This window comes from Nostoc flagelliforme FACHB-838 (genome assembly GCF_014698065.1).
GTDB lineage: Bacteria > Cyanobacteriota > Cyanobacteriia > Cyanobacteriales > Nostocaceae > Nostoc > Nostoc flagelliforme_B.
Map to the genome: position 1 here is coordinate 106,469 of NZ_JACJSI010000004.1, position 22,548 is coordinate 129,016.

Sequence of the window (22,548 nt, forward strand, 5' to 3'; positions counted from 1 at the left end):
CTTCTTTCTCTGTGTTCTCTGCGCCTCTGTGGTTCGTTAAAAAGAGCGTAGGCGAACGCGAGTGCGTCTCGTAGAGAAGCCCGCCCTTGCTACGCGTAGCGTCTTTAAAAGTTGGCATCGCCTAGTTTCTTTCTTAACTAACTATCGTTTTATCGGGATTTCTATCCAGAACTCACAACCATTACCAGGTTCAGAAACACACTTAATATTACCGCTGTGTTTTTCCACAATAATTTGGTAACTGATAGATAACCCCAAGCCAATACCTTGTCCAGGTTGTTTGGTGGTAAAGAAAGGTTCAAAAATGCGCGATCGCATCATCTCTGGAATCCCACAACCATTGTCGGCGATCCAAATCAGAATCGTATTCCCTTCGATTATTTCTGTACGAATCCAAATTTTAGGAGCGGCAATTATTTTTCCACAAATTGCTGAGTTTTCGAGTGCATCGATCGCATTGTTGAGAATATTCATAAACACCTGATTCATCTGCGCTGGATAGCAGACTACTGGGGGCAATTTACCATATTGCTTAACTACCTCAATAGCAAAAGAATTAGTTTGTGGTTGCAGTCGATGTTGTAAAATTAGCAAAGTACTGTCGATGCCTTCATGAAGGTCAACAGGCTTTATTCCTGCTTCGTCAAGTCGAGAAAAAATTCGTAATGACAAGACGAGTTGAGAGATTCGCTCTGCCCCCATTTTTATTGAATTCAGAATTTTGGGCAAGTCATCACTAATGAAATCTAAATCCAATGCTGCTACTTGCTTTTGAATTTCTCCTGTTGCCTTAGGATACTGTTTCTGATAAAGACGCAGTAATTTAAATAAATTTTCGGTATGTTCCGTAACATAGGTAATGTTGCCGTAAATGAAACTAATTGGGTTGTTAATTTCATGTGCTACTCCAGCAACTAACTGCCCTAAGCCTGCCATTTTCTCACTTTGAATTAACTGGCTCTGAGTGTACTGTAATTCTTTAAGAGTCTGGGTAAGTTCTTCTTTTTGACGTTGAGTCTGTTTAAGTAATTCCGCTTGCTGAAGCCCTACTCCCAGCTGAGTACCAATCTGCATCAGCAAATCTACCTCATCTTCTTGCCAATCACGCGGTTTGATATTTTGATAAGCTGCTAATAATCCCCAAAGTTTTTCACCCTGGAAAATCGGCACAATTATATATGCCCTAGCCTCCATTAGCTCAAGTAAGGCAATATGACAGATAGAATAATTGGCGCTGTAAATATCTTTAACAACAATACTTTTATCATTAGCAAAATCTCCACCTTGGGTTTCTTGCAAGTAATCATCTGCAAATACAGGTACAATTTTCCTTATTGGTGTCCAACCTTGGGCTAAAGACTCAGCAACAAATTCGCCACTCCAATCAGTCCTGAATCGATAGATTGTTACTCGATCAACTTCTAATAGCCGCCGGACTTCTTCTGTACTGGTGGCAAAGATGGTATCAATATCAAGGGACTGGCGAATTTTCTTCACCGTTGCTGCTAAAGCCTTTTCCCTTTCGGCTGCTTTCCGTTCTCGTGCAGCAGCTTGAGCCAATTTCTGGGTTTGCACCTGCATCTGCTTCAAAGACTCAGCTTGCTGTAATGCTACCCCCAATTGAACGCCAACTTGCGCCAATAAATTGATTTCCTCATCTTGCCAATAACGGGGTTGGGAATTTTGATAAGCTACTAGCAATCCCCACAGCTTTTCGCCCTGAGAAATTGGGACAAAAACTTCATTACGTGCATACTTACCTGCTTTTGTTCCCTGGATAAGAATGCGTTCCGTCACAGGCTGTGGTTTAATCACTGGTGTCCAGCCATCAACAATAGAATCAGCGACAAATTCGCCACTCCAATCAGGATAGAAGCGATAAATTGCTACTCGTTCAACTTCCAACAACCGACGGACTTCTTGAGTTGTGGTTTTAAAGATGGTTTCAATATCAAGAGACTGACGAATCTTTTCTACGGTGTTCGCCAATGCCCTTTGCCTCTGGGCAGCTTTGCTGATCTCTGCTGCTTGGATTTGCATTTGTTGGATAAATTCCGCTTGCTGTAAAGCGACACCTAGTTGAGTGCCGACTTGGGTAAGCAAGTAAACCTCATCTTTTTGCCAATCACGGATTCTGGCGTTCTGATACACTGCTAGCAGTCCCCAAAGCTGCTGACCGTGGTAAATGGCAATAATCACATAAGCTCTTGCTTGATATATCTCTAAGATTTTAATGTAGCAGTTGCTAAAACCTGAATTGTAAATATCATTACAAACACGGTACACTTCACAGCGACTGAAGCTACCACCCTCTGTATCTTGTAAGTAGGTATCAGCGACTGGAGGTTTAGCTAAATCTTTGGCGCTACATTCACTGACATTTTCACTCACTTCCGGCCGCTGCAATTGTTCATCTATAAGGGAAATCCAACCCTCTGCCACTGATTCAAAGACGAATTCACCACTCCAATCAGGATTGAAGCGGTAAATAGCCACACGATCAGCATTTAGCAGCTGCCTAAGTTCTGCGGTGCTGGTGCGGAAAATGCTTCCCAAGTCTAAGAATTGACGAATTTTCTCAATGGTTATGGCTATTGTTCTTTGCCATTGGGCTGCTTTTTCTCTGGCTTTTGCTTGTGCTAGTTCTGCTGATTGCAGTTTTACTTGTTCCAGGTAATCTGCTTGCTGTAAAGCAACTCCTAGATGTTCAGCGATTAATTGCACAAACTCAATTTCTGATGCTTCCCATTGCCGAGGACTACTACACTGATGAATACACAGCAATCCCCATAAATTTTTACCTTTTATCAAAGGGGCAGTTATATTGGCACGTACCTGAAATCTTTCTAGAATCTGGATGTAGCAATCACTAGCATTAACTTGATAAATATCAGCTATTGCTCTAATCCGACCTTGCTGGTATAATTCTGCAAACTCCTCACTAAAGCAGTGGTCGCGCAGTTTAGCTGCTAGTGCCGAATCCCATTCTGTTGCCACATCTTCATAGATAAATTCCCCTTCCCATGCCAAATCGGGATAAAAACGAAACACACTAACCCGATCGCTTTTCAGAAGCTGACGTACTTCAGTGACTGTAATTTTGAAGATGGTTTCTATATCTAGAGACTCGCGAATGCGGGCAATAACTCCAGATAAGGCTTTTTGTTGCTCATTCTGACGCAAGGAGAATGTCACATCTGAATGAGGTTCTTGCTGTTTTGAATTTGGTTCTATGGGTTGAGTAGTAGAGGAGTTTTCCATTCCCAGTGGGACTTTAAATATTGAAAGTCTTCTATCTCATGATTCCCCTTGCGATCGCAAAGGTAACAGTTATTGCCTAGGAATGTCATAAAAAACAGTGTAGGGACACGATATTATCGTGTCCCTACAAAAAGATTTTTCAACCACAAACTAATTATCGCCGCTTGGGAGTGGCGCTGCGGGTGGTGCGTTTTTCTTCTTCTCGGCGACGGCGATCGCGCCAATCTGCCACGGTTAAATAACCAATACCACCAGTAACTACTACCAGTAGCACTGCGGCTACTATTGTTAAAATACTCAAAAATGGACTTTCCACAATGCCTCTACAGTCCGTTACGTCCCCACACTACCATTGCAATTGACCAAGTGAACACAACTAACAGCGATACCCAACCTAGTGTCAAAATCTCCATAGTCCCACTTTTCAAATAATTACAAAAGGTTTCTAATATTTATCATACAGGGATTGGGCGGACTGAGATTTTTTTATCAATGACATTAGTTTTGCGTAGGCGTAGGCCACCGTAGGCATCGCACGCGAAGGATACACCATTTTTTCTTGGTACGCTAGTACATCAAGTATTAATAAAGACGAATGTAAAAAAGTAGCGATCGCGCTTTCCCTCTTGATAGTTTGGGAATACTAGGATTATGCCTATATATTCCAAATCCAGCAACCCCTAATATCATGCCGACATTTTTCAACTATCCTTTCCACTCCAATGGTTTTATTCCCCACGGACATTGTTATCTTTGGCAAACTGGATTGGTTTGGCTCCACATTATTTCTGATGCCACGATCGCTCTAGCCTATTATTCTATTCCATTCCTACTGATTTACTTTATTTCCAAGCGTAAAGACGTTCCTTTCAATGGAGTCTTTTTATTATTTGGTGCTTTTATCATTGCCTGCGGTACTGGACACTTGATGGATATTTGGACGCTTTGGCATCCAGACTATTGGATTGCAGGTGCTTTAAAAGCTTTAACTGCCATTGTTTCAATATATACGGCATTTGCATTATTTTATCTTATGCCTCAAGCTCTAACACTACCTAGCCCTGCCCAGTTAGAAGTTATCAATCGAGCGCTTTCAACTGAAATTGTAGAGCGCAAGCGCATCGAAAAAGAACTACGTGTTGCACAAGAAGTCACTCAAAACTCCAGCCAAGCGAAGAGTGAATTTCTTGCCAATATGAGTCATGAACTACGCACACCTCTCAACGGTATTCTGGGCTATACACAAATTCTCCAACGCACAGAATCTTTGAGTGAGAAAGGACGCAAAGGAGTTAGCATCATTTATCAATGTGGTTCTCATCTTTTAACCCTGATTAATGATGTTCTGGATCTCTCCAAAATAGAAGCCCGGAAGTTAGAATTATATCCTGTTGATTTCTACTTGCCTGCTTTTATAGATAGCGTGACTGAAATTTGTCGCATCCGGGCAGAACAAAAAGTTATAGCATTTCACGTCGAACTTGATCCTGATTTGCCAACTGGCATTCATGCCGATGAAAAACGCTTGCGGCAAGTACTGATTAACTTGCTTAGTAATGCGATCAAATTTACAAATCAAGGTAGTGTCACCTTCAAAGTTCAGGTTATTGGTCAAGAATCAAACGCCAACGGAAAAACTAACTACAAAATTCGCTTTCAGGTAATAGATACTGGCACGGGTATAATCCCTGAACAAGCCGAGAAAATCTTCCAGCCCTTTGAGCAAGTGGGAAATCAGAAACGACAATCTGAAGGTACAGGCTTGGGATTAGCAATTAGCCAACAAATTGTTTTGTTGATGGGTAGTCAAATTCAGGTGCAAAGTACCTTAGGCAAAGGTAGCACTTTTTGGTTTGAGGCAAAATTCCCAGAATCTAAAGACTGGGCAAAGGTTTCTAGAGTGATTGAGCAGGGAACCATCGTTGGTTATCAAGGAGAAAGGCGCACAATTTTGATTGCAGATGACAAATGGGAAAACCGATCAGTAATTGTAAATTTACTAGAGCCTGTTGGGTTTACTGTTGTAGAAGCTAGTCAGGGTGAGGAAGCATGGGAACAGGCTCTACTCTACAAACCAGACATGATTATCACTGACTTAGTGATGCCTGTATTGAATGGGTTTGAGTTGATCGAACGTTTGCGTCAGCCTGGGCCATTTAAAGAGATTGCTGTCATTGCTTCGTCAGCCAGCGTATTTGCAATCGACCAGCACAAGAGTATTGATGTAGGTGCAGATGCATTTCTACCAAAGCCTGTAGAAGCTGAAACGCTACTGGAAATACTACGACAATTTTTGCAACTGGAATGGATTTTTGACGTTAAGGTAGACGCAACCAAAAAAACCTATACAGGTGATTTGGATCAATCAAATGAGATGATTTATCCTGCCAAAGAGGTTTTACAAGAGTTACTCGATCTGACACAAGACGGCGATATTCAAAAAGTTTTAGAACTTGCTGAGGAACTTTCTGCATCTGATGAGCAGTTAAGCGTTTTTACCCAGCATATCGTCCAACTTGCTAGTAATTTCCAACTCAAACGTTTGGAAACTTTTATTGTAAGTATTCAAGAGTCAGAATTCAGGAGTCAGAATAGATGAGACAACCTGCAAAAACATTTCAATACTTGATGATTTAGCAGAAAGTGTATCAGTTTTTTTATTTGTATCCTAATTGACTAATGACTAGCTTCAGTAAGTAGTTACTAACTTACTATGCTGATTCGATTCTGTTAGCGGTAGCAGGGCGTTTAGCCCATTCTGACTCCTAGCTCCTGAATTCTTTTATTCAAGAATCCATCAATTAATTTGAGTTAAATTTCAATTTTAAATTCATCATGAGCAAAACTCAAAATAACGGATTTATTTTGATTGTGGATGATAATCCCACAAATTTATCTGTCCTGTGTGAAGCGCTCAATAGTGAGGGTTTTCGTTTCCGTGTTGCAGTCGATGGAGAAAGTGCGATCGCTCAGGCCGAACGCAATCAACCAGAGTTGATTTTACTGGATGTACAAATGCCCGGTATTGACGGGTTTGAAACTTGTCGCCGCCTCAAAGCTAATCCTGTTACCCAAAACATTCCGATTATTTTCACCACTGCTTTAGCAGATACAGAAAGCAAAACGAAGGGTTTTTCTCTTGGTGCAGTAGATTATATCCCTAAACCGTTTGCACAAGAGGAAGTCATTGCTAGAGTGCGTGTACATTTACAACTCAAACACTTGACTGAATCTTTAGAACAACAAGTTAGCGATCGCACCAAGGCTTTGCAACAAGCTCAAGTCAAACTGGTACAACAAGAGAAACTATCAACACTCGGAGAGCTAATCGCTGGTATTGGCCATGAAATCAATAACCCCATCAATTTTATTTCCAGCAATATTCCACCTTTGCAAGAATACATTGCAGGAGTATCCGAGTTACTCCTACTGTATGAACAAGAATATCCAAACCCAACAGCCAAAATTACTACTGCTATTAAGAACTTGGATCTAAATTTCGTTCTCGAAGATATGGGAAAAATTTTGAATTCACTCGAAGTAGGAAGTGAACGAATTCAAAACCTTTCTAATTCTCTCCGCAACTTCTCTCGCTCGGATAGCGATACAAAAATACCTGCCGATTTGCACCAAGGGCTAGATAGTACATTAATGATTTTGCAACACCGCCTCAAGGCTAATGGCGATCTTCCCGGTATTGAAGTTATTAAAATTTATGGAATATTACCAGAAGTAAACTGCTATCTAGGGCAGATGAATCAAGTATTTATGAACATTCTAGCAAATGCAATTGATGCCCTTGATGAAGCTATAATGCAAGGCAAAATGAGCAATCTCATTCCTCAAATTAAAATTACAACAGAAATAGATTCTGAAAAATTGGTTGTAATTCGGATTGCTGACAATGGGATTGGTATTCCTGAACGGCTCAAACAACGCTTGTTTGAGCCGTTGTTTACCACAAAAAGTGTTGGTAAAGGTACTGGGCTTGGCTTGTCAATTGCATATCAAATAGTTGTGGAGAAACACAAAGGTATATTAGATGTGAATTCTCAACCTGGTATGGGAACCGAGTTTATAATCAAAATTCCCACATGAGAGCAGCATTTAATTACAATTGTTTGAGTAAGTTTATCGAAACAGTGAACGCAACTTTAGATCCTCAATTAATGGCAGAGCGCCTAGAATCTCTCAAGGCTGGAATAGTTGGGAGTTTTTCACTATTTTTTACTTTTGTGATCGCTGCTCTTTTGAATACTTTCGTACTGGCAAAGTATTTTCAGACACTCGCAAGTCTGCAAAGTCATCTTAACTGGCACTTGTGGGTGAGTGGTGCTGTTGCAACTTTTACTGGTTTCCTATTTGGTGTCACCTACCGCTATATCATCCGCTCAGATCAAAATCCCCAACTCAAAGCTGGTGGTGTGCTGGCTTTTGGCTTGGTGCGGGGATTAACTCAAATAGAACTGGGGTGGAATTCTCACAGCACAATTTGGCCTTTTTTAGTATTAGCGGGAGAAAGTTTGTCGTGGTTTGTGTTTGCTGCGATCGCTCTTGATATTGCTATTCAACTCCGTTGGGTTAAACCTTTTTCATCCGTCTAAATTCCCTATATCCTTAGGATCAAGTATAATTTATTACTAATATATAATATGGAAACTAAAATATCCCACTATTATCTGATAGTCGATCTGGAGGCTACGTACTGTAACAATGGGACTATTCCGCGTCATGAAATGGAAATCATTGAAATTGGTGCAGTCATGCTCAATCGAGAAACGTGGGAAATTGATTCAGAGTTTCAGCAATTCATCCAACCTGTAAGACATCAGCAACTGACAAGTTTTTGCACCGAATTAACTAGCATTCGGCAGCAAGATGTTGACGAAGCACCCAAATTTTTAGAGGCAATTTCTCGCTTCAAAGAATGGATTTATTCATTTCCCAATCATATTTTTTGTTCTTGGGGTAATTACGACAAAAAGCAATTTATTCAAGATTGTGCGTATCATAATTTTTCTTATCCTTTTATTTCAGAACACATAAATATCAAAGAAGAATTTTCAGAATATCTTGGCGTGTCTAAAAAATTTGGCATGGCACAGGCTCTCACGGAGTTGGGAATAGAATTAAAAGGTACACACCACCGTGGTATTGATGATGCCCGTAACATTGCCACTATCTACAAACAGATTAAAACTAAAAAACTAAGCTGAATAATAGAAAATTTGTAGTCGCGTAGCCTGATAAAAAACTTCACATCAAGCCAATCAACGTTTCTTTTACTGGGGTTGGGGAAGGGAAGAGAGGATAGTGGGGAAAAAAGGGAAAGATATACTACCCCCATTACCCGTGCCCGATATCCTTTTTCACAAGGTTCATCGTATCTTCAGAAAGAAAAAGTTTGAGTGGGGTTCTGAAAGAGCTAAAGTTTTGTTAAGATGCAATGGCTAGCACTTTTTCAACGAAATACACCTGTCGGGGTGTGGAGAAATAGAAAGTACTAGCAGCACAAAATTCAAAAGGTGAAGCAATGACCACCTATATTTTTTCTGATGAAGCCCTAATGATGCTGACCAACGCCTATTTGATATCAGTAGTACTCTTAATAGCAGCTTCTGGTATAGGTTTGGCGGTAATTGAAACTATAGAAAAGACAGGAGAACGCTAAATATATAAATGGCAATCTATTATTTTTGCCAAAAACCATTGAGTGCAAGTGTTCGCTGTGCATAAATCCTGGGAACACTAAAGTATGAAAGTCTCATAGCGCTACAGTCTTACCTGTAAATCTACCAAACACACAGGTAACTTTAGCGCCATTGGGACTCTAACTAAGGAGCTACTACAATGGGTCTATTCGACGCTGTTTTGGGCACAGAAAGCCAAACCCAAGCAGCACTCAATTCAGCCGAAGCTTTTGCTGTCATTATCTTGACTGCAACAGCCTCAGACGGTTATCTTTCTATTGAGCAAGCAAATTCTATCACTTCTGTGCTGTCTCGGATGAAACTTTTTCAAAGTTATCCCCATGAGATGATCAATAGGCTGTTTGACATAATCTTGGGCATTCTCCAAGGTGATGGTTTTAATGCTTTATTTAATGCAGCAAAAGATTCTCTATCTCAAGACTTGCGAGAAGCAGCCTTTGCGGTAGCCACCGATTTAGTCTTAGCTGAAGGTGTTGGAGCTGAAGAAGAGAAAAACTTTTTAAATGATTTATACCAAGCTTTAGGGGTTTCTAGTGAAATTGCAATACAAATTGTGCAAGTAATCTTAATTAAAAACCGGGGATAGGGCGATAGAAGACATACTTAATTAAAGTATACAAATAGCTTATAAATAAAGCGTGCCACAAGAGTTGAGATTCTTTGGCACTATTTTTGGTGTTATTGTGATTGTGTCATAATCCGATTTTATAACTTTGAACTTAAAATTGTAAATTACTTATGCCTTGTTCTGCCACCCTAACCCAACTGGTTGAAGTTCTTTTGGCTCATCCTGTAAACTTATCTGAAACTGCTTTAACACAAGTAAGTAGCGGTATACAAACAGATAGCCGTACCCTCAAGCCGGGTGAAGTATTTGTCGCTTTAAGAGGCGATAAGTTTGATGGACATGAATTTGTGCCAACTGCGATCGCAAAGGGTGCTTTAGTTGCAATTGTAGATTTTGAATACGACAATCCGGGATTTCCTGTATTACAGCTAAAAGATACCCTCAAGGCATATCAAAAAATTGGCAGATGGTGGCGCGATCGCTTTAACATTCCTGTAATTGGCGTAACAGGTTCTGTAGGCAAAACTACAACTAAAGAATTGATCGCCGCAGTTTTAGGAATAAAGGGAGTAGTTCACAAAACTTATGGAAATTACAACAACGAAATCGGTGTCCCGAAAACTCTCCTAGAACTTGGCGCAGAACATGACTACGCCGTGATTGAAATGGCGATGCGGGGTAGAGGGCAAATTGCCGAACTGACGCAAATAGCCCGTCCAACAATTGGAGTGATTACCAATGTGGGGACGGCACATATTGAGTTACTGGGTTCGGAAGAAGCGATCGCTGAGGCAAAATGTGAGTTATTAGCCGAAATGTCTGCTGATAGTGTGGCAATTCTCAACCACGACAATCCCCTATTAATGGCCACAGCCGCAAAAGTTTGGCACGGAGAAGTTTTGACTTACGGCCTTTCTGGTGGAGATATTCAAGGGCAATTAATTGATAACGAGACTGTGGAAGTCTCAGGAATCCAACTGCCTCTGCCGTTGCTTGGTCGTCACAATGCGACTAATTTCTTGGCAGCTTTAGCAGTAGCAAAGGTGTTGGAGATCGATTGGGCATCCCTGAAAACAGGTGTGATGGTGAATATGCCTACAGGGCGATCACAACGATTTACCTTACCCAATGATGTGGTAATCTTAGATGAAACTTATAATGCTGCACCAGAAGCTATGATAGCAGCGTTGCAATTATTGGCAGACACACCCGGAAAACGGAAGATTGCCGTATTGGGTGCAATGAAAGAATTGGGAGAGCGATCGCAGCAATTGCACCAGCGAGTGGGAGAAACAGTACAAAAATTGAATTTAGATGGCTTATTGGTTTTGATAGATGGACAAGATGCCGAAGCGATCGCTCTTAGTGCCGAAGGTGTGCCATCGGAATGTTTTGCAACTCATGCTGAGTTAGTAGCTAGGTTAAAGACATTTGTGCAAGCAGGCGATTGTTTATTGTTCAAAGCCGCCCATTCCGTTGGATTAGATCGAGTAGTCAATCAGTTACGTGCAGAATTTCCCAAATAGACATTTGGTGAAATTAAATATGCGTTATCCAAAAACCTTGTAGAGATGTAGCACTGCTACGTCTCTACATTCTATCGTGGAGAGTCGCTGTAGATTTCAGACGTTGTTGGAAAAACTAGGACTATTACTGTAGCGTCTTTGAAAAAGAATTGCTGCCAAATTAGTCACTAAACAGGTGATTGCTAGCCACAGCAAGATATAAGTAGGAGCCATCACCACGCCAATCTGGAACCAAGTATAAACATGCAGTATCATTACAGAAGCGAAAAAGCTAGCAATTCCAGCAGATTGCCACACTTGATGCGATGGGCGACGTAACGCTACCAAGCTCATCGTTAAAATTGTGACAAGCAAGTTAGCTGGTACGAGAAATGTACAAATACTTATGCAGTTGCCACGAGAAAACTCAGCTAAGGTGTTTAAATCGAGCATTAATTTGTTGGGATAGGTGTTAGCTTTTTAGACTTTAATTTATTTGATTTGAAAACAACAAAATATAAATTAACATATATGTGAGTAATCACATTGCAAATATAACATAAATTAAACTATTGAGTTGCATTTTGATACTACCAATAGTTAGTTAATTATAAAGATTTTGGATAAGTAGGGTGGAAAGCACCCACCCTAGCTGAATTAACCCGGTAAAATCACCGTATCGATAACGTGTACCACACCATTATCAGCTTCAATATCTGCTGCTAAAACTGTGGCATTTTTAACTTCAAAACCATCAGAAGAATCAATTTTGATAGGTGAACCTTCTACAGAATGAACCGTACCGAGTTGCGCTAAATCAGCCTGTAGCAGCTTTCCGGAAACGACATGATACTTTAAAATCCGTGTTAGCTGAGGAATATTCTGTAACAGAGTTTGAATAGTTCCCGGTGGTAACTTGGCAAAAGCATCGTCATTTGGTGCAAAAACAGTGAACGGGCCAGGACTTTTTAATGTTTCTACTAAACCAGCAGCTTGCACAGCCGCCACCAGTGTTTTAAAAGACTCAGCCGTAACTGCAATATCAACAATATCAGCCATAAATTTTACCTAAATTTCTGAAAAAGATTTTAAAGGATAATAAACCTATTTTAAGTTTTGTGAAACAAAATAAATTTAAAATCAAGTGTTGAATAAACTACACGTAGACACGTACTACCTGTCAGACATCACCTTATGATGTTTCTAGGAAAATTCCGTTATAAAAGAAATGTCCGATCGCACGTATGCCATTCTAGGAACTGGAGCATTAGGTGGATTCTATGGTGCCAGACTACAAAAAGCTGGGTTGGATGTCCACTTTTTGCTCAAGAGTGATTACGAACAGGTAAACAAATATGGTTTAGTGGTAGAGTCCAAAGATGTCGACTTTACTCTTCCCGAAGTTCACGCCTACAACGACGTTGAAAAGATGCCACAATGCGATGTGGTGGTGGTGGCACTGAAGACGACGCAAAACCATTTACTACCAAAAATGTTGCCATCTGTGGTTAAAGACAATGGGATAGTATTGGTATTGCAAAATGGACTCGGTGTAGAAGAGGAAGTTGCTGAAATTGTTGGTAATGTAACTGTTATTGGTGGGTTGTGCTTTTTATGTTCTAACAAAGTGGGGCCAGGGCATATACACCATTTAGACTATGGGCAAATTGTTTTCAGTGAATATACTTCTAATTATCAGCCTTCTGGGAAAACCAAGAAGAGGCAGCAAATTGCTGATGACTTTGAAAGTGCTGATATTTCAATTGAATTAGCCGAAGATTTACTACTGGCACGTTGGAAAAAGCTGGTGTGGAATATCCCCTATAATGGGCTTTCTGTGATTCTCAACGCCAGAACAGATGAATTAATGGCATATAGCTACACCCGCCAGTTAGTTGAACAGTTGATGTATGAAGTGGCAGCGGGAGCGAAAAGTTATGGACGGATAATCAGCGATCGCTTCATTCAAACAATGCTCGATTATACTGTCAAAATGAAGCCTTACCGCCCCAGCATGAAAATTGACTACGACGAACATCGCCCTTTGGAGGTAGAAGCAATTTTCGGCAAACCATTACAGAAAGCCCAAGCAAAAGGTGTGAATTTAGTGCAGATTAGCTGTTTATACCACCAGTTGAAGTTTTTGGACGCAAGGGGAAAAGAAGGGGGATATTGAAGGAGGCAGAAGGGGACGCAAAGAAATTCTTCCCTTGCGTCCCCGACTCTCTACACGAATAGTACTAAGTTAAGATATACACCTTGCCTCTTAACTCAACTTCTTTAGTACTTCAAGTAAACTAATCACTGCTGAAATTGTTGCTTGAAGTTTTTCTGTACGATCGCCTGAACTTTAATCAATAGTTTTAACAAACTGTTCTAGTGCTTGAGTCAAGTTTGCTTGAGATTGCTGAATTGCAGATGTATCAGATATCTGAGGTTTTGCTGGTGCAGATGGTAAATTAACGGATTCGACCACAGGGCGATCGCTTGTCGGATTATCATTAACAATCAGCATCAAAAGCAATTAGGTAATAATCTAAAGAAGCAGCAATAGTATCAATGGTTACATTTCAATTAACGTGTATAAATCCTTACCAGGCTTGATTTTGATATATTGTGCTAACTGTTAGGAAGATCGAAAAAATAAAATGCCTTTCTTGCAAAAACTACGAAATTTTGGTGCGGCAGCCTGAAAGCCCGTCAATGACGGCTGGGCATTTTATTACTTGTAAGCGCCTTAACGCAGAGTCACAATTGCTGGCTGCATCAGTGAACTACAATCTGAAAGAATCATTTATTTCAAGCTTGCAATTCACTTGTACTTAGAAAAATGGAACTATTTAATACACAACATTTATAAAAACACTGTAAAAAATCAGTGATAATACGATGATTTTGCCGCAATCTGTAATAAACAAGCAATACCTTCATAAAATAGTTGTAATTTATACATAAGATTTTTATCAGTAGAGCGAGATACCAATCATTTATTGTGTGTCATTAAATAGCTATCAATGTAGTTAAGAATCGGATTACACTAAGTTAAGACATAACCCTTGCTCTAACTGGTTAGCCTCGTTCCGAGCCTAACGAGACTACACAAGACCTTTAAAAAAGAAGATTGTTTGGTTGTCTTGCCAGAAAACTGCAACACCTGATGAAAAAATAAGACATTCAATACAGAGCGATCGCCATTTGATTGGTAAAAAGCTCGTTAATTTAGATGCAATTTTTTTGAGTTCACAGGCAATGAAAGTGTTATGGGGCATCAGGTAGAAGGTCATCACCTCAAAATACTTCTAAAAGCCAGTCCTTCTTTAATAAGTTTTGTGTAGAATTTGGTGGTGAGGTTATTTACTTGATTCTCAATTGCAGCAATCCAGGTTTCATTTATGAATCAGTCTTTTTCTCAAAACCAAGCAAGACGAAATCGTCAACAAAAGCTGTGGCAACAAAAATGGAGTTTAAAGACTAAAGCAATAGTTTGGGCACTAAGTATCAGTGCCTTTCCTGTGGTTGCAATTGGAACAGCTACTTACTATTATGCTAATGATTTAATTAACAAACAGATTTCGCAAACCAGGCAAGAGAATGTAAAAAATTCAACAGAAACGGAAGCTCTACAGAGACAACTGTCGGTGTTGGTAACTGGTATGGGAGTAACAGCAATTTTTGCCGGTGCGATCGCTGTTTTTGTGACTAATCAAGCTATTAGTCGACTCAGGAAAGCTGCGGCAATGTCTAATAGTATCAAAAATAAGCTCCGTCCAGACAGTGAGTTTACTCAATATTTCATCGCTAGCGAAGATGAATTAGTGATGTTAGAGAGAAACATAAACTTATTCACAGAGCTGCTTTCAGTTTTGGTAAAGGAGAAAGAAACCGAAGCTGATTACTCCCAACTATTGATGAAAGTTACGCGCTGGGTTCGAGAATCATTTAATGAAGAAGATGTTCTTAAGACTACCTCAGAAGAAATTCGTAAAGCTTTAAGCATTGATCGCGTAACCATTTTTTGCTTTAACTCCAACTGTAATGGAACCTTTATCGCCGAATCAGTAGCACCTGGTTTACCAAGAATCTTAGGGGTTACAGTCTCTGAGCCGGGGTTCGAGCCAGGGTATATAGAAAAATACCAGAATGGTTCCATCCATGCTATTGATAATATTTATCAAGCCGATCTCAGTGATAGCGATATTGAATTGTTAGAGCAATTTGCTGTCAAATCTAATTTAGTAGCACCTATTCTCAAAGGCAAACAGCTATTCGGTTTATTGATTGGACATCAGTGTTCTAGAATTCGCTTTTGGCAGCAATCTGAGATTGATTTGTTCGCTCAGATTGCTATACAAGTAGGATTCGCCCTTGACTACACCAAGCTTCTAGAACAGGTTGATACGAAGGCAGATAAAGCTCAAGTATTTATCGAAATTACCCGTAGCATTCGCCAATCACTCAACGAAGAGGATGTCATCAAAACCACCGTGGAAGAGGTTCGCAAAATACTGAGTACTGATCGAGTGCTAGTTTATAGCTTTAGCGCTAATTGGTTTGGAACTGTGATTGCAGAATCAGTAGTTCCAGGTTATCCCAAAGTTTTGCGGGCTGAAATTCAAGACCCATGTTTCGCTCAGGGTTATGTAGAAAAGTATCTGTCTGGTCGCGTTCAAGCCACAAACAACATTTATGAAGCTGGTATGCGTGATTGTCATATCAACCTGCTCGAATCTTTTGCTGTGAAAGCAAATCTGGTCGCACCGATTCTCAAAGATGAACAGTTGTTTGGCTTATTAATTGCACATCAATGCTCTAGACCCCGTGATTGGCAACAGCCTGAGATTGATTTATTTGCCCAGATAGCAATGCAAGTGGGATTTGCTCTTGACCATGCAAGACTCCTGCAACGAGTCGAGGCTGAAGGTGTGCAAAGTCAGTTGCTGGTGGATACTATCGGCAGCATTCGTCAATCGCTCAACGAAGAAGATGTCCTAAAAACCACTGTAGAAGAGGTTCGTAAGGTACTGGGTACTGACCGAGTGATGGTTTTTAGCTTAAATGGTGATTGGTCTGGAACTGTGATTGCCGAATCAGTTGTTCTCACCTACCCAAAAGTTTTGCGATCTGAAATCCAAGACCTATATTTTGGTCAAGGCTACGTAGAAGACTATCAGTCTGGTCGCGTTTTAGCAATAAACAACATTTATGAAGCTGGTTTAGCTGATTATCACATTAACCTACTCGAATCTTTCGCTGTGAAAGCAAATTTGGTAGCTCCTATTCTTAAGGATGAACAGCTATTTGGCTTATTAATTGCACATCAGTGTTCCAAACCTCGTGATTGGCAACAGTCTGAGATTGATTTATTTGGTCAGATAGCGATGCAAGTGGGATTTGCGCTCGATCATGCAAGACTCTTGCAACGAGTCGAAGCTGAAAGTAGGCGAAGTCAGTTACTGGTGGATATTACCCGCAGCATTCGCCAATCGCTTAACGAAGAGGATGTCATCAAAACTACTGTGGAAGAGGTTCGCAAAGCACTAAGTGTTGACCGAGTATTAGTTTATAGCTTTTACGCTAATTGGTTCGGAATTATAATTGCTGAATCAGTAGTTCCAGGTTATCCCAAGGTTTTGCGGTCTAAAATTTACGACCCCTGTTTCACTGAAAACTATATAGAAAAGTACCAGTCTGGTCGTGTTGTCGCCACAAATAACATTTATGAAGCCGGTTTGGCTGATTGTCACGTTAACCTACTCGAATCCTTTGGTGTAAAAGCAAATTTAGTCGCACCCATTATCAAAGATGAACAATTGTTTGGCTTATTAATTGCACATCAGTGTTCTGGCCCCCGTGATTGGCAACAGCCTGAGATTGATTTATTTGCTCAAATAGCGATGCAAGTAGGATTTACTCTCGATCATGCTAGGCTCCTACAAGCGTATGAAGCTGCTGAAGGTAACTCTGGTGAATAGGGGGGAATCAGTCGCCTGGTCGTAACCAGAAAATCACTGACAAGGAAAAGTTTGATTACGGTTTTTTACAAAATTTTATAGTTGTAAAAATCACAATATAGGGGCGCACATCTGTGTGCGCCTACTGCGTGTTTTATTCATAGACTTGCCGTCAAAAATCCTGTGCGTTCAGATTGAGAAAAAATTTAATGAAGGAACTGGGCAATTTTTTCCACAGCAGTTTCCAACAAAGGTGGCTCATGCACCAAAGCAAAACGGACATACCCTTCTCCAGATTTGCCAAAGCCAGCACCAGGGGAAGCGGCTACACCAGTTTCTTTGACTAGCTGGGTGCAAAATTCTATGGAGTTGTGACTCCAAGCTGAGGGCAATTCTGCCCAGATGTACATTGTCGCTTTGGGAGTAGGAACATTCCAGCCAATACGGTGTAAAGCAGTGATGAAAGCATCACGGCGCTGCTGGAAGGTAGCAACAGCAGATTTTACCCCAAGTTGAGGGCCAGTCAGGGCTGCGATCGCACCATTCAAAATTCCCCGATACTGATTAAAATCAACGGCGGCTTTTACCTGGCGTAAAGCTTTAATTAACTCGGCATTACCAATGGCGTAGCCAATACGGAAGCCGCCCATATTGTAGGACTTGGAAAGGGTGAAAAATTCAATTGAGACGCTTTTTTCTGGATCAGCTTGCAGAATTGAAGGGGCTAGGGATCGGGAAAGATTTTTTCTAGTTCCTAATTCCCCGTCCTCAGTTTCTCCAAATACTAAATCTACGTAGGGGAAATCGTGAACCAGGACGAGATTGTGTTGTTGACAGAAGGCGACAGCTTCTTGGAAAAAAGATAAAGGAGCGATCGCAGCGGTGGGATTGTGAGGATAACTTAATACCATCATCCGCGATTGAGCCAAGACTGGGGCAGGTATATCAGCAAACACTGGTAAAAAAGCGTTTTCTGCCTGTAGTGGCATTGGGTAGATTTGACCACTAGCTAGGTAAACTCCCCCGGCATGGGAGGGATAACCTGGATCGAGCAATAGGGCAAAATCTCCGGGATTGAGTATTGCTAGGGGTAAATGGGCTGTGCCTTCTTGAGAACCAATTAGAGGTAGTACCTCAGTTTGAGGATCGACTTTGATGCCAAATTTTTGTTCATACCAATTGGCTGCGGCTTCGCGAAAGCCTTGGGTTCCGTTAAACAACAGATAGCCGTGGGTACTGCGATCGTGGAGAGACTGGGCGATCGCCTCAATGACGTGTGCCTCGGCTGGTAAATCAGAAGACCCCAACGACAAATCAATTACCTGTCGTCCAGCAGCCAAAGCGACTGCCTTTGCTCTGTCCATATCAGCAAATACATTAGATTGCAGGGGTTGTAAACGCTTTGCAAATTGCATATTAGTTGTTTGTCCTTTGTCATTTGTCATTTGTCATTTGTCCAATTACTAATACTTCTCTACGAGAGGCTGCGCTAACGGCAAGACTCAGTACAAGTTACCAATGATCAATGACTAATGACTATTGACTAATTACTATTTAAGTAGGTATCTAAGAGTTCGAGTAATTTATCTTTACCGATGACTCCCTCAGTGGATATTAAAACTTCCTGGCCTTGAAATAGTCTAATGGCGGGTACACCTTCCACTTGGTACTGCTTAACAGTGAGTGGGTTGGGGTCAATTTCCATTTTAACGACTTTGAGGCGATCGCTATATTTGGTAGCAGCTGAGTTAATTAGGGGCGACATCAATTGACAAGGCCCACACCAGGAAGCCCAAAAGTAAACTAATACAGGCTGTTCAGCTTTTAATACTTCGGTTTCAAAGTCAGCATCGGTTATGGTGATTACAGCCTTACTCATTGCAGTCTCCATCAGGTGGCGATCAAAGTTGGCACACACAATACTTTATCCCAAAGTCGTCAATAGTCCATAGTTAATAATTCATAGTTATTAGGAATGTTAACTATTGACTAATGACGTAAAATCCCACAGCCAACAGGTGTGGGACTAGGTAAAATAAGTTTTCTGCCAATTTTACAATTGATCCAATTGCTTGCGTAAGGAATCCAACTCGGCATCAACTACTTCATTAGACTTAGGAGTAGTGCTTTCTTGTTGCGGTGGCAGTTGTGCTTGAGTTACTGGAGTAGCGGGTGGTAGCATTTGTGCTTTCAAAGCTGCCAATTCATCATCAACATCGCTACCACCTTCCAACTGGGCAAATTGGGTTTCTAAATCTGCACCTGCTAACTCTCCTAGTGCCTGGGCGCGGGATTCTTGCATCAAGACTTTTTCTTCCATCCGCTCAAAGGCAGACATTGCACTGCTGGTATTCATCCCACGCACCATGCCTTGGAGTTGCTCTTGGGCTTTGGCAGTAGTAATCCGAGCTTTGAGCATTTCTTTCTTGGTTTTAGCTTCAGAAATTTTGCTTTCTAGCTGGATTAAGTTGCGCTTGAGGGTTTCAACTTGAGTGCTTTGGGTATCCAGACTAGCTTTCAGGGCAGCGCTGGTGTCTGTATAAGTCTTTTTCCGTTCTAAAGCTTGTCTGGCTAAGTTTTCATCACCTTTTTGCAGCGCCAGTTGGGCATTGCGTTGCCACTTATTGATTTCATTTTGAGCATCATTGTACTGCTTCTCACTGCGTTTTTGGGAGGCGATCGTCTGGGCGACTCCCTGACGCAGTTGCACCAAGTCTTCCTGCATTTCCAGGATGGCTTGCTCTAGCATTTTTTCGGGGTCTTCGGCTTTGTTAACGAGGTCGTTGAGGTTAGAACTAACTACTCGCTTAATGCGATCGAATAATCCCATAACTTTGTTTTTCCTTGTGTAATTTACGCTTTTTGTTGAACAGTTAGCTTTTTTACTTTTTAATAGCTACCTATTTTAATGTAATCTTTTCGGTTTGAATGAGTACCTCCTAACAACTCCTAATTGTTAAGATATCTCTAAAGAGGGGTAATTAGCTGCATTTCAGGAGTCCTGAGTTTTGGGTAACTGCTGTTGGGGAGCCTGCATTGTCTTCTGGTTTCCCTCAGTTAGGAGGCTGTTGTGCTGTGTGTTTTCTGCTTGGTTTAAAACCTGCACCTTCATCGCGGCCAATTCAGTATCTACATTATTAGTAGATTCCAAGGAAGTAAATTGTGTTTCCAAGTCATCGCTACTCAGTTCGGCGATCGCTTCTGATTTTGCTTCTATTTGGGAAACTTTTTCTTCCATGCGCTCAAAAGCACTCAGACTACTGGTGGCAGAAACTCCGCCGAGCATTTCTTGGAGGCGAGAAGAGGCTTCAGCAGAACGAGCGCGAGCAATATACATATCTTTTTTTGTTTTCGCCTCGGAGATTTTTAACTCTAGCGATCGCATATCCGTTTTTAGCCTAGCGACTATATCGTTTTGCTGCTCTATTTGGGAAAAGAGGGCTGTAGTGGTTTGTTTATAGGCTTGGCGCTTAGTCAAGGCTTCGCGTGCTAGAGGTTCGTTGCCTTGTTGCAAGGCTAATTGGGCGCGGCGATACCATTCTTCTGTTTGAGACTGGGCAGCCGCAGCCTGTCGTTCAGTGCGTTTTTGGGTAGCGATCGCTTGTGCTACACCCTGCCGCAACTGCACCAAATTTTCCTGCATCTCTAAGACAACTTGTTCCAGAATCTTTTCTGGATCTTCTGCACCACCAATCAAACTATTGAGATTAGCGCGAATCACCCGCAGGATACGCTTGATTAATTCCATGTCGGCTCTCCATTCACGAAACTCAGTGCTGAGTAATGAGTTTTGATAAGTCGTTAGGCATAAACAAATTAAAGTAAAGTTTGTAGTTGGGACTTTAGTCCTGATAATCTTTGTTTTGAGCGATGAATCGCTGATTAAGAATTATCACCGCATCTGTGGCTACCACATCCTAACTAACTCAGTACTGAGTATTAAGAGGAGGTGAAAAGTGGTAGATGCGGCAACGCAGATAATAAAAATGTTCTCATTCTCATGTCCTCGTATCCCCGTGCCCTGTTCACGCAGGACTCAGCACTCATGACTCAGGACTGTTATCTCATGGTATCGTAGATTTTTGCAGATCATGGCTGCTGAACCCGCGCTTTAATTCCCTTCGCCTCTAACAGTTGCATCTGTTGTTTCACTTGCTCTTTAGTTTTAAAAGCACCCAGATAAATCAATTCTTTGTTGGGTGATAAATAAGCATCGGGAACTATTTGCCGTGCTGAGGCAAAAGCCGCATCTTTATTATCTATCACTACATGATAGAACCCATCTGTTCCTGGTTTGATTTCTGCATTCGGCTTCGGTGAGGTTGCGATTGGCTTGGGCGAGGTTTTTGCCGTTGAAGTAGGAGGCAAATTCCGGGTGGGCAAAGGCTGTACCGTCGGTACTGGTGCTAAGGCGATCGGATTTGTCGGTTTTAGGGCTGTGTTGATTCCAGGCAAAGCCCCTTGAGAATTTGTGGGGTTTTGGGGAACCACTGGATTAGGCACTACTGCGAGGCTGGGTTCGACTTTGGGTTTTAAGCCAACGACATCATTAGGATTTCTTACCTCAGGAAACTCTTCGGCAGCGAGATTGGGATACTTGGGTATAGATGTGCTTGGTGGTTGGATTTGAGGTTGAGCAGTACTCCCCACTGCCTCAGTATTTTCTGGTGCGGGAGACGAGTTTCCGTTGAACAATTTGCCTAAATTCCATTGTGGCAAGCTTTTGGGATTGAACACTATATAGCCCAAGGTAATACTTGCCACCAATAGCAGCAACATAGAACCAATACCCAAAGGTGATAGCAGACTATCGCTAGAATTGCTGGGCTTCTTGGTTTCTGGTTGTTCTTCTGTCAGACTTCGTAGCAGAGCTTCACTAGATTCCAAATAGTCATCTGGGTGCTTGGGTGTGTCATTTGGCTGCAAGAGATTTTCGCTTTTAGTATCTTTAACGAGTGCTGGCACAATGCTGCTATTAAAGTTAGGCGGGGGTGGTGGAAGTTGAGTTTGTGTTTTAGCAGAATCGGAGGTGGAGGTAACGTTAAGATTATTGAGTTGTTTGGTCTTTGCCGTAACTGGGGCTGGTTTTATCTCAGGATTCACAGCTACAGAAGATGGTAGTGGTAGGTCAATTTTTGCCGTAGCTGGGGCTGAAGTTTCCTGATGATTCACAGGTAGAGATGCAGGTGGCACATTAGTTTTAACTTCCGCTACTGAAGACTGAGGTGTGCCCAATATTATAGGAATAGCAGTCATCGCCTGGGATTGATTGCTCATATAACTTGCAACACGGGACTGGTTCAATGACACCAAACCAGTTCGCGTGCGTCGGTATCGAGCTAACTCTTGATCTAGCGGCACCTCTAAACTCGCTAGCGCTGCTGCCAGTGCTGGTTTCAATCCAGGTGTTTTAGACGATTTAGTACCGGAATCGTTCAGGGGGTTTTGAGTCATTGCCTCTGTACCTCAAACTTAGACTGCTGGAATTAACTTTAGATATATTTGTGACAATACTAGCGGAAATTATTTAAATATATAGAGTGGGCATTGGG

20 protein-coding genes are annotated in these 22,548 nt (G+C 41.4%); 9 read left to right on the forward strand and 11 right to left on the reverse strand.

The window, feature by feature from the left end; translation table 11 throughout:
• Positions 1 to 141 precede the first annotated feature (141 nt).
• The 3 genes from H6G97_RS03430 to petN all read right to left on the reverse strand — a co-directional run bounded on the left by H6G97_RS03430 (position 142) and on the right by petN (position 3,674).
• The gene (locus H6G97_RS03430; RefSeq protein ID WP_190939309.1) at positions 142 to 3,261 is read right to left on the reverse strand and encodes a GAF domain-containing sensor histidine kinase; all 3,120 of its coding nucleotides are present in this window, start codon (positions 3,259 to 3,261) and stop codon (positions 142 to 144) included.
• Between the two features lie 154 nt (positions 3,262 to 3,415).
• Positions 3,416 to 3,562: a hypothetical protein gene (locus H6G97_RS03435; RefSeq protein ID WP_190939375.1), complete on the reverse strand. Its 147-nt coding sequence runs from the start codon at positions 3,560 to 3,562 to the stop codon at positions 3,416 to 3,418.
• Between the two features lie 22 nt (positions 3,563 to 3,584).
• The gene (petN, locus tag H6G97_RS03440; RefSeq protein WP_012408302.1) at positions 3,585 to 3,674 is read right to left on the reverse strand and encodes a cytochrome b6-f complex subunit PetN; all 90 of its coding nucleotides are present in this window, start codon (positions 3,672 to 3,674) and stop codon (positions 3,585 to 3,587) included.
• Positions 3,675 to 3,949: 275 nt separating this feature from the next.
• Between petN and H6G97_RS03445 the strand changes: the two genes are divergently transcribed.
• From H6G97_RS03445 to H6G97_RS03475, 7 genes are all read left to right on the forward strand, one after another.
• Entirely contained in the window at positions 3,950 to 5,860 is a 1,911-nt protein-coding gene (locus H6G97_RS03445; protein WP_190939310.1) for an ATP-binding protein, read from the forward strand.
• A gap of 236 nt (positions 5,861 to 6,096) precedes the next feature.
• Complete coding sequence (locus tag H6G97_RS03450) at positions 6,097 to 7,359, forward strand: sensor histidine kinase (RefSeq protein WP_190939311.1); 1,263 nt, start codon at positions 6,097 to 6,099, stop codon at positions 7,357 to 7,359.
• A gap of 71 nt (positions 7,360 to 7,430) precedes the next feature.
• Complete coding sequence (locus tag H6G97_RS03455; RefSeq protein WP_190939371.1) at positions 7,431 to 7,865, forward strand: hypothetical protein; 435 nt, start codon at positions 7,431 to 7,433, stop codon at positions 7,863 to 7,865.
• Between the two features lie 48 nt (positions 7,866 to 7,913).
• Positions 7,914 to 8,477 carry a 3'-5' exonuclease gene (locus H6G97_RS03460; protein WP_190939312.1) on the forward strand — a complete coding sequence of 188 codons (564 nt, stop codon included), beginning with the start codon at positions 7,914 to 7,916 and terminating at the stop codon, positions 8,475 to 8,477.
• Between the two features lie 317 nt (positions 8,478 to 8,794).
• On the forward strand, positions 8,795 to 8,932 hold the full coding sequence (locus H6G97_RS03465) for a hypothetical protein (RefSeq protein WP_190939313.1): 138 nt from the start codon (positions 8,795 to 8,797) through the stop codon (positions 8,930 to 8,932).
• Positions 8,933 to 9,111: 179 nt separating this feature from the next.
• The gene (locus H6G97_RS03470) at positions 9,112 to 9,558 is read left to right on the forward strand and encodes a tellurite resistance TerB family protein (RefSeq protein ID WP_190939314.1); all 447 of its coding nucleotides are present in this window, start codon (positions 9,112 to 9,114) and stop codon (positions 9,556 to 9,558) included.
• Between the two features lie 152 nt (positions 9,559 to 9,710).
• Complete coding sequence (locus H6G97_RS03475) at positions 9,711 to 11,066, forward strand: UDP-N-acetylmuramoyl-tripeptide--D-alanyl-D-alanine ligase (protein ID WP_190939315.1); 1,356 nt, start codon at positions 9,711 to 9,713, stop codon at positions 11,064 to 11,066.
• A 96-nt stretch (positions 11,067 to 11,162) separates the two neighbouring features.
• On the opposite strand, the gene H6G97_RS03480 is transcribed toward H6G97_RS03475, so the two are convergent.
• Together H6G97_RS03480 and H6G97_RS03485 are read right to left on the reverse strand one after the other, a co-directional pair.
• Positions 11,163 to 11,498 (reverse strand): hypothetical protein, encoded by a 336-nt coding sequence (locus H6G97_RS03480; RefSeq protein WP_190939316.1) that lies wholly within the window; start codon positions 11,496 to 11,498, stop codon positions 11,163 to 11,165.
• A 204-nt stretch (positions 11,499 to 11,702) separates the two neighbouring features.
• A complete protein-coding gene (locus tag H6G97_RS03485) occupies positions 11,703 to 12,104 on the reverse strand; it encodes a fasciclin domain-containing protein (RefSeq protein ID WP_190939317.1) in 402 nt (133 codons plus the stop codon).
• 169 nt (positions 12,105 to 12,273) lie between these two features.
• Here H6G97_RS03485 and H6G97_RS03490 point away from each other — a divergent pair, with 169 nt between their 5' ends.
• Positions 12,274 to 13,221, forward strand: a complete 948-nt coding sequence (locus H6G97_RS03490) for a putative 2-dehydropantoate 2-reductase (RefSeq protein WP_190939318.1) — start codon at positions 12,274 to 12,276, stop codon at positions 13,219 to 13,221.
• Between the two features lie 174 nt (positions 13,222 to 13,395).
• Here the strand turns inward: H6G97_RS03490 and H6G97_RS03495 are convergent, their stop codons facing one another.
• Positions 13,396 to 13,560, reverse strand: a complete 165-nt coding sequence (locus H6G97_RS03495) for a hypothetical protein (RefSeq protein WP_190939319.1) — start codon at positions 13,558 to 13,560, stop codon at positions 13,396 to 13,398.
• 877 nt (positions 13,561 to 14,437) lie between these two features.
• Between H6G97_RS03495 and H6G97_RS03500 the strand changes: the two genes are divergently transcribed.
• Positions 14,438 to 17,017 carry a GAF domain-containing protein gene (locus H6G97_RS03500; RefSeq protein ID WP_190939320.1) on the forward strand — a complete coding sequence of 860 codons (2,580 nt, stop codon included), beginning with the start codon at positions 14,438 to 14,440 and terminating at the stop codon, positions 17,015 to 17,017.
• 185 nt (positions 17,018 to 17,202) lie between these two features.
• On the opposite strand, the gene H6G97_RS03505 is transcribed toward H6G97_RS03500, so the two are convergent.
• From H6G97_RS03505 to H6G97_RS03525, 5 genes are all read right to left on the reverse strand, one after another.
• A complete protein-coding gene (locus H6G97_RS03505) occupies positions 17,203 to 18,411 on the reverse strand; it encodes an LL-diaminopimelate aminotransferase (RefSeq protein WP_190939372.1) in 1,209 nt (402 codons plus the stop codon).
• 128 nt (positions 18,412 to 18,539) lie between these two features.
• Entirely contained in the window at positions 18,540 to 18,875 is a 336-nt protein-coding gene (locus H6G97_RS03510) for a thioredoxin family protein (RefSeq protein ID WP_190939321.1), read from the reverse strand.
• 174 nt (positions 18,876 to 19,049) lie between these two features.
• A complete protein-coding gene (locus H6G97_RS03515; protein WP_190939322.1) occupies positions 19,050 to 19,826 on the reverse strand; it encodes a PspA/IM30 family protein in 777 nt (258 codons plus the stop codon).
• A 162-nt stretch (positions 19,827 to 19,988) separates the two neighbouring features.
• Positions 19,989 to 20,744, reverse strand: a complete 756-nt coding sequence (locus H6G97_RS03520; RefSeq protein WP_190939323.1) for a PspA/IM30 family protein — start codon at positions 20,742 to 20,744, stop codon at positions 19,989 to 19,991.
• A 341-nt stretch (positions 20,745 to 21,085) separates the two neighbouring features.
• Entirely contained in the window at positions 21,086 to 22,450 is a 1,365-nt protein-coding gene (locus H6G97_RS03525) for a hypothetical protein (protein ID WP_190939324.1), read from the reverse strand.
• Between the last annotated feature and the right edge of the window lie 98 nt (positions 22,451 to 22,548).

Excerpts from the sequence above, each read along its gene's own strand:
- H6G97_RS03430 (WP_190939309.1), bottom strand. The coding sequence starts at position 3,261 with ATGGAAAACTCCTCTACTACTCAACCCATAGAACCAAATTCAAAACAG.
- petN (WP_012408302.1), bottom strand. The coding sequence starts at position 3,674 with ATGGAGATTTTGACACTAGGTTGGGTATCGCTGTTAGTTGTGTTCACT.
- H6G97_RS03445 (WP_190939310.1), top strand. The coding sequence starts at position 3,950 with ATGCCGACATTTTTCAACTATCCTTTCCACTCCAATGGTTTTATTCCC.
- H6G97_RS03450 (WP_190939311.1), top strand. The coding sequence starts at position 6,097 with ATGAGCAAAACTCAAAATAACGGATTTATTTTGATTGTGGATGATAAT.
- H6G97_RS03455 (WP_190939371.1), top strand. The coding sequence starts at position 7,431 with ATGGCAGAGCGCCTAGAATCTCTCAAGGCTGGAATAGTTGGGAGTTTT.
- H6G97_RS03460 (WP_190939312.1), top strand. The coding sequence starts at position 7,914 with ATGGAAACTAAAATATCCCACTATTATCTGATAGTCGATCTGGAGGCT.
- H6G97_RS03465 (WP_190939313.1), top strand. The coding sequence starts at position 8,795 with ATGACCACCTATATTTTTTCTGATGAAGCCCTAATGATGCTGACCAAC.
- H6G97_RS03470 (WP_190939314.1), top strand. The coding sequence starts at position 9,112 with ATGGGTCTATTCGACGCTGTTTTGGGCACAGAAAGCCAAACCCAAGCA.
- H6G97_RS03475 (WP_190939315.1), top strand. The coding sequence starts at position 9,711 with ATGCCTTGTTCTGCCACCCTAACCCAACTGGTTGAAGTTCTTTTGGCT.
- H6G97_RS03480 (WP_190939316.1), bottom strand. The coding sequence starts at position 11,498 with ATGCTCGATTTAAACACCTTAGCTGAGTTTTCTCGTGGCAACTGCATA.
- H6G97_RS03485 (WP_190939317.1), bottom strand. The coding sequence starts at position 12,104 with ATGGCTGATATTGTTGATATTGCAGTTACGGCTGAGTCTTTTAAAACA.
- H6G97_RS03490 (WP_190939318.1), top strand. The coding sequence starts at position 12,274 with ATGTCCGATCGCACGTATGCCATTCTAGGAACTGGAGCATTAGGTGGA.
- H6G97_RS03495 (WP_190939319.1), bottom strand. The coding sequence starts at position 13,560 with ATGCTGATTGTTAATGATAATCCGACAAGCGATCGCCCTGTGGTCGAA.
- H6G97_RS03500 (WP_190939320.1), top strand. The coding sequence starts at position 14,438 with ATGAATCAGTCTTTTTCTCAAAACCAAGCAAGACGAAATCGTCAACAA.
- H6G97_RS03505 (WP_190939372.1), bottom strand. The coding sequence starts at position 18,411 with ATGCAATTTGCAAAGCGTTTACAACCCCTGCAATCTAATGTATTTGCT.
- H6G97_RS03510 (WP_190939321.1), bottom strand. The coding sequence starts at position 18,875 with ATGAGTAAGGCTGTAATCACCATAACCGATGCTGACTTTGAAACCGAA.
- H6G97_RS03515 (WP_190939322.1), bottom strand. The coding sequence starts at position 19,826 with ATGGGATTATTCGATCGCATTAAGCGAGTAGTTAGTTCTAACCTCAAC.
- H6G97_RS03520 (WP_190939323.1), bottom strand. The coding sequence starts at position 20,744 with ATGGAATTAATCAAGCGTATCCTGCGGGTGATTCGCGCTAATCTCAAT.
- H6G97_RS03525 (WP_190939324.1), bottom strand. The coding sequence starts at position 22,450 with ATGACTCAAAACCCCCTGAACGATTCCGGTACTAAATCGTCTAAAACA.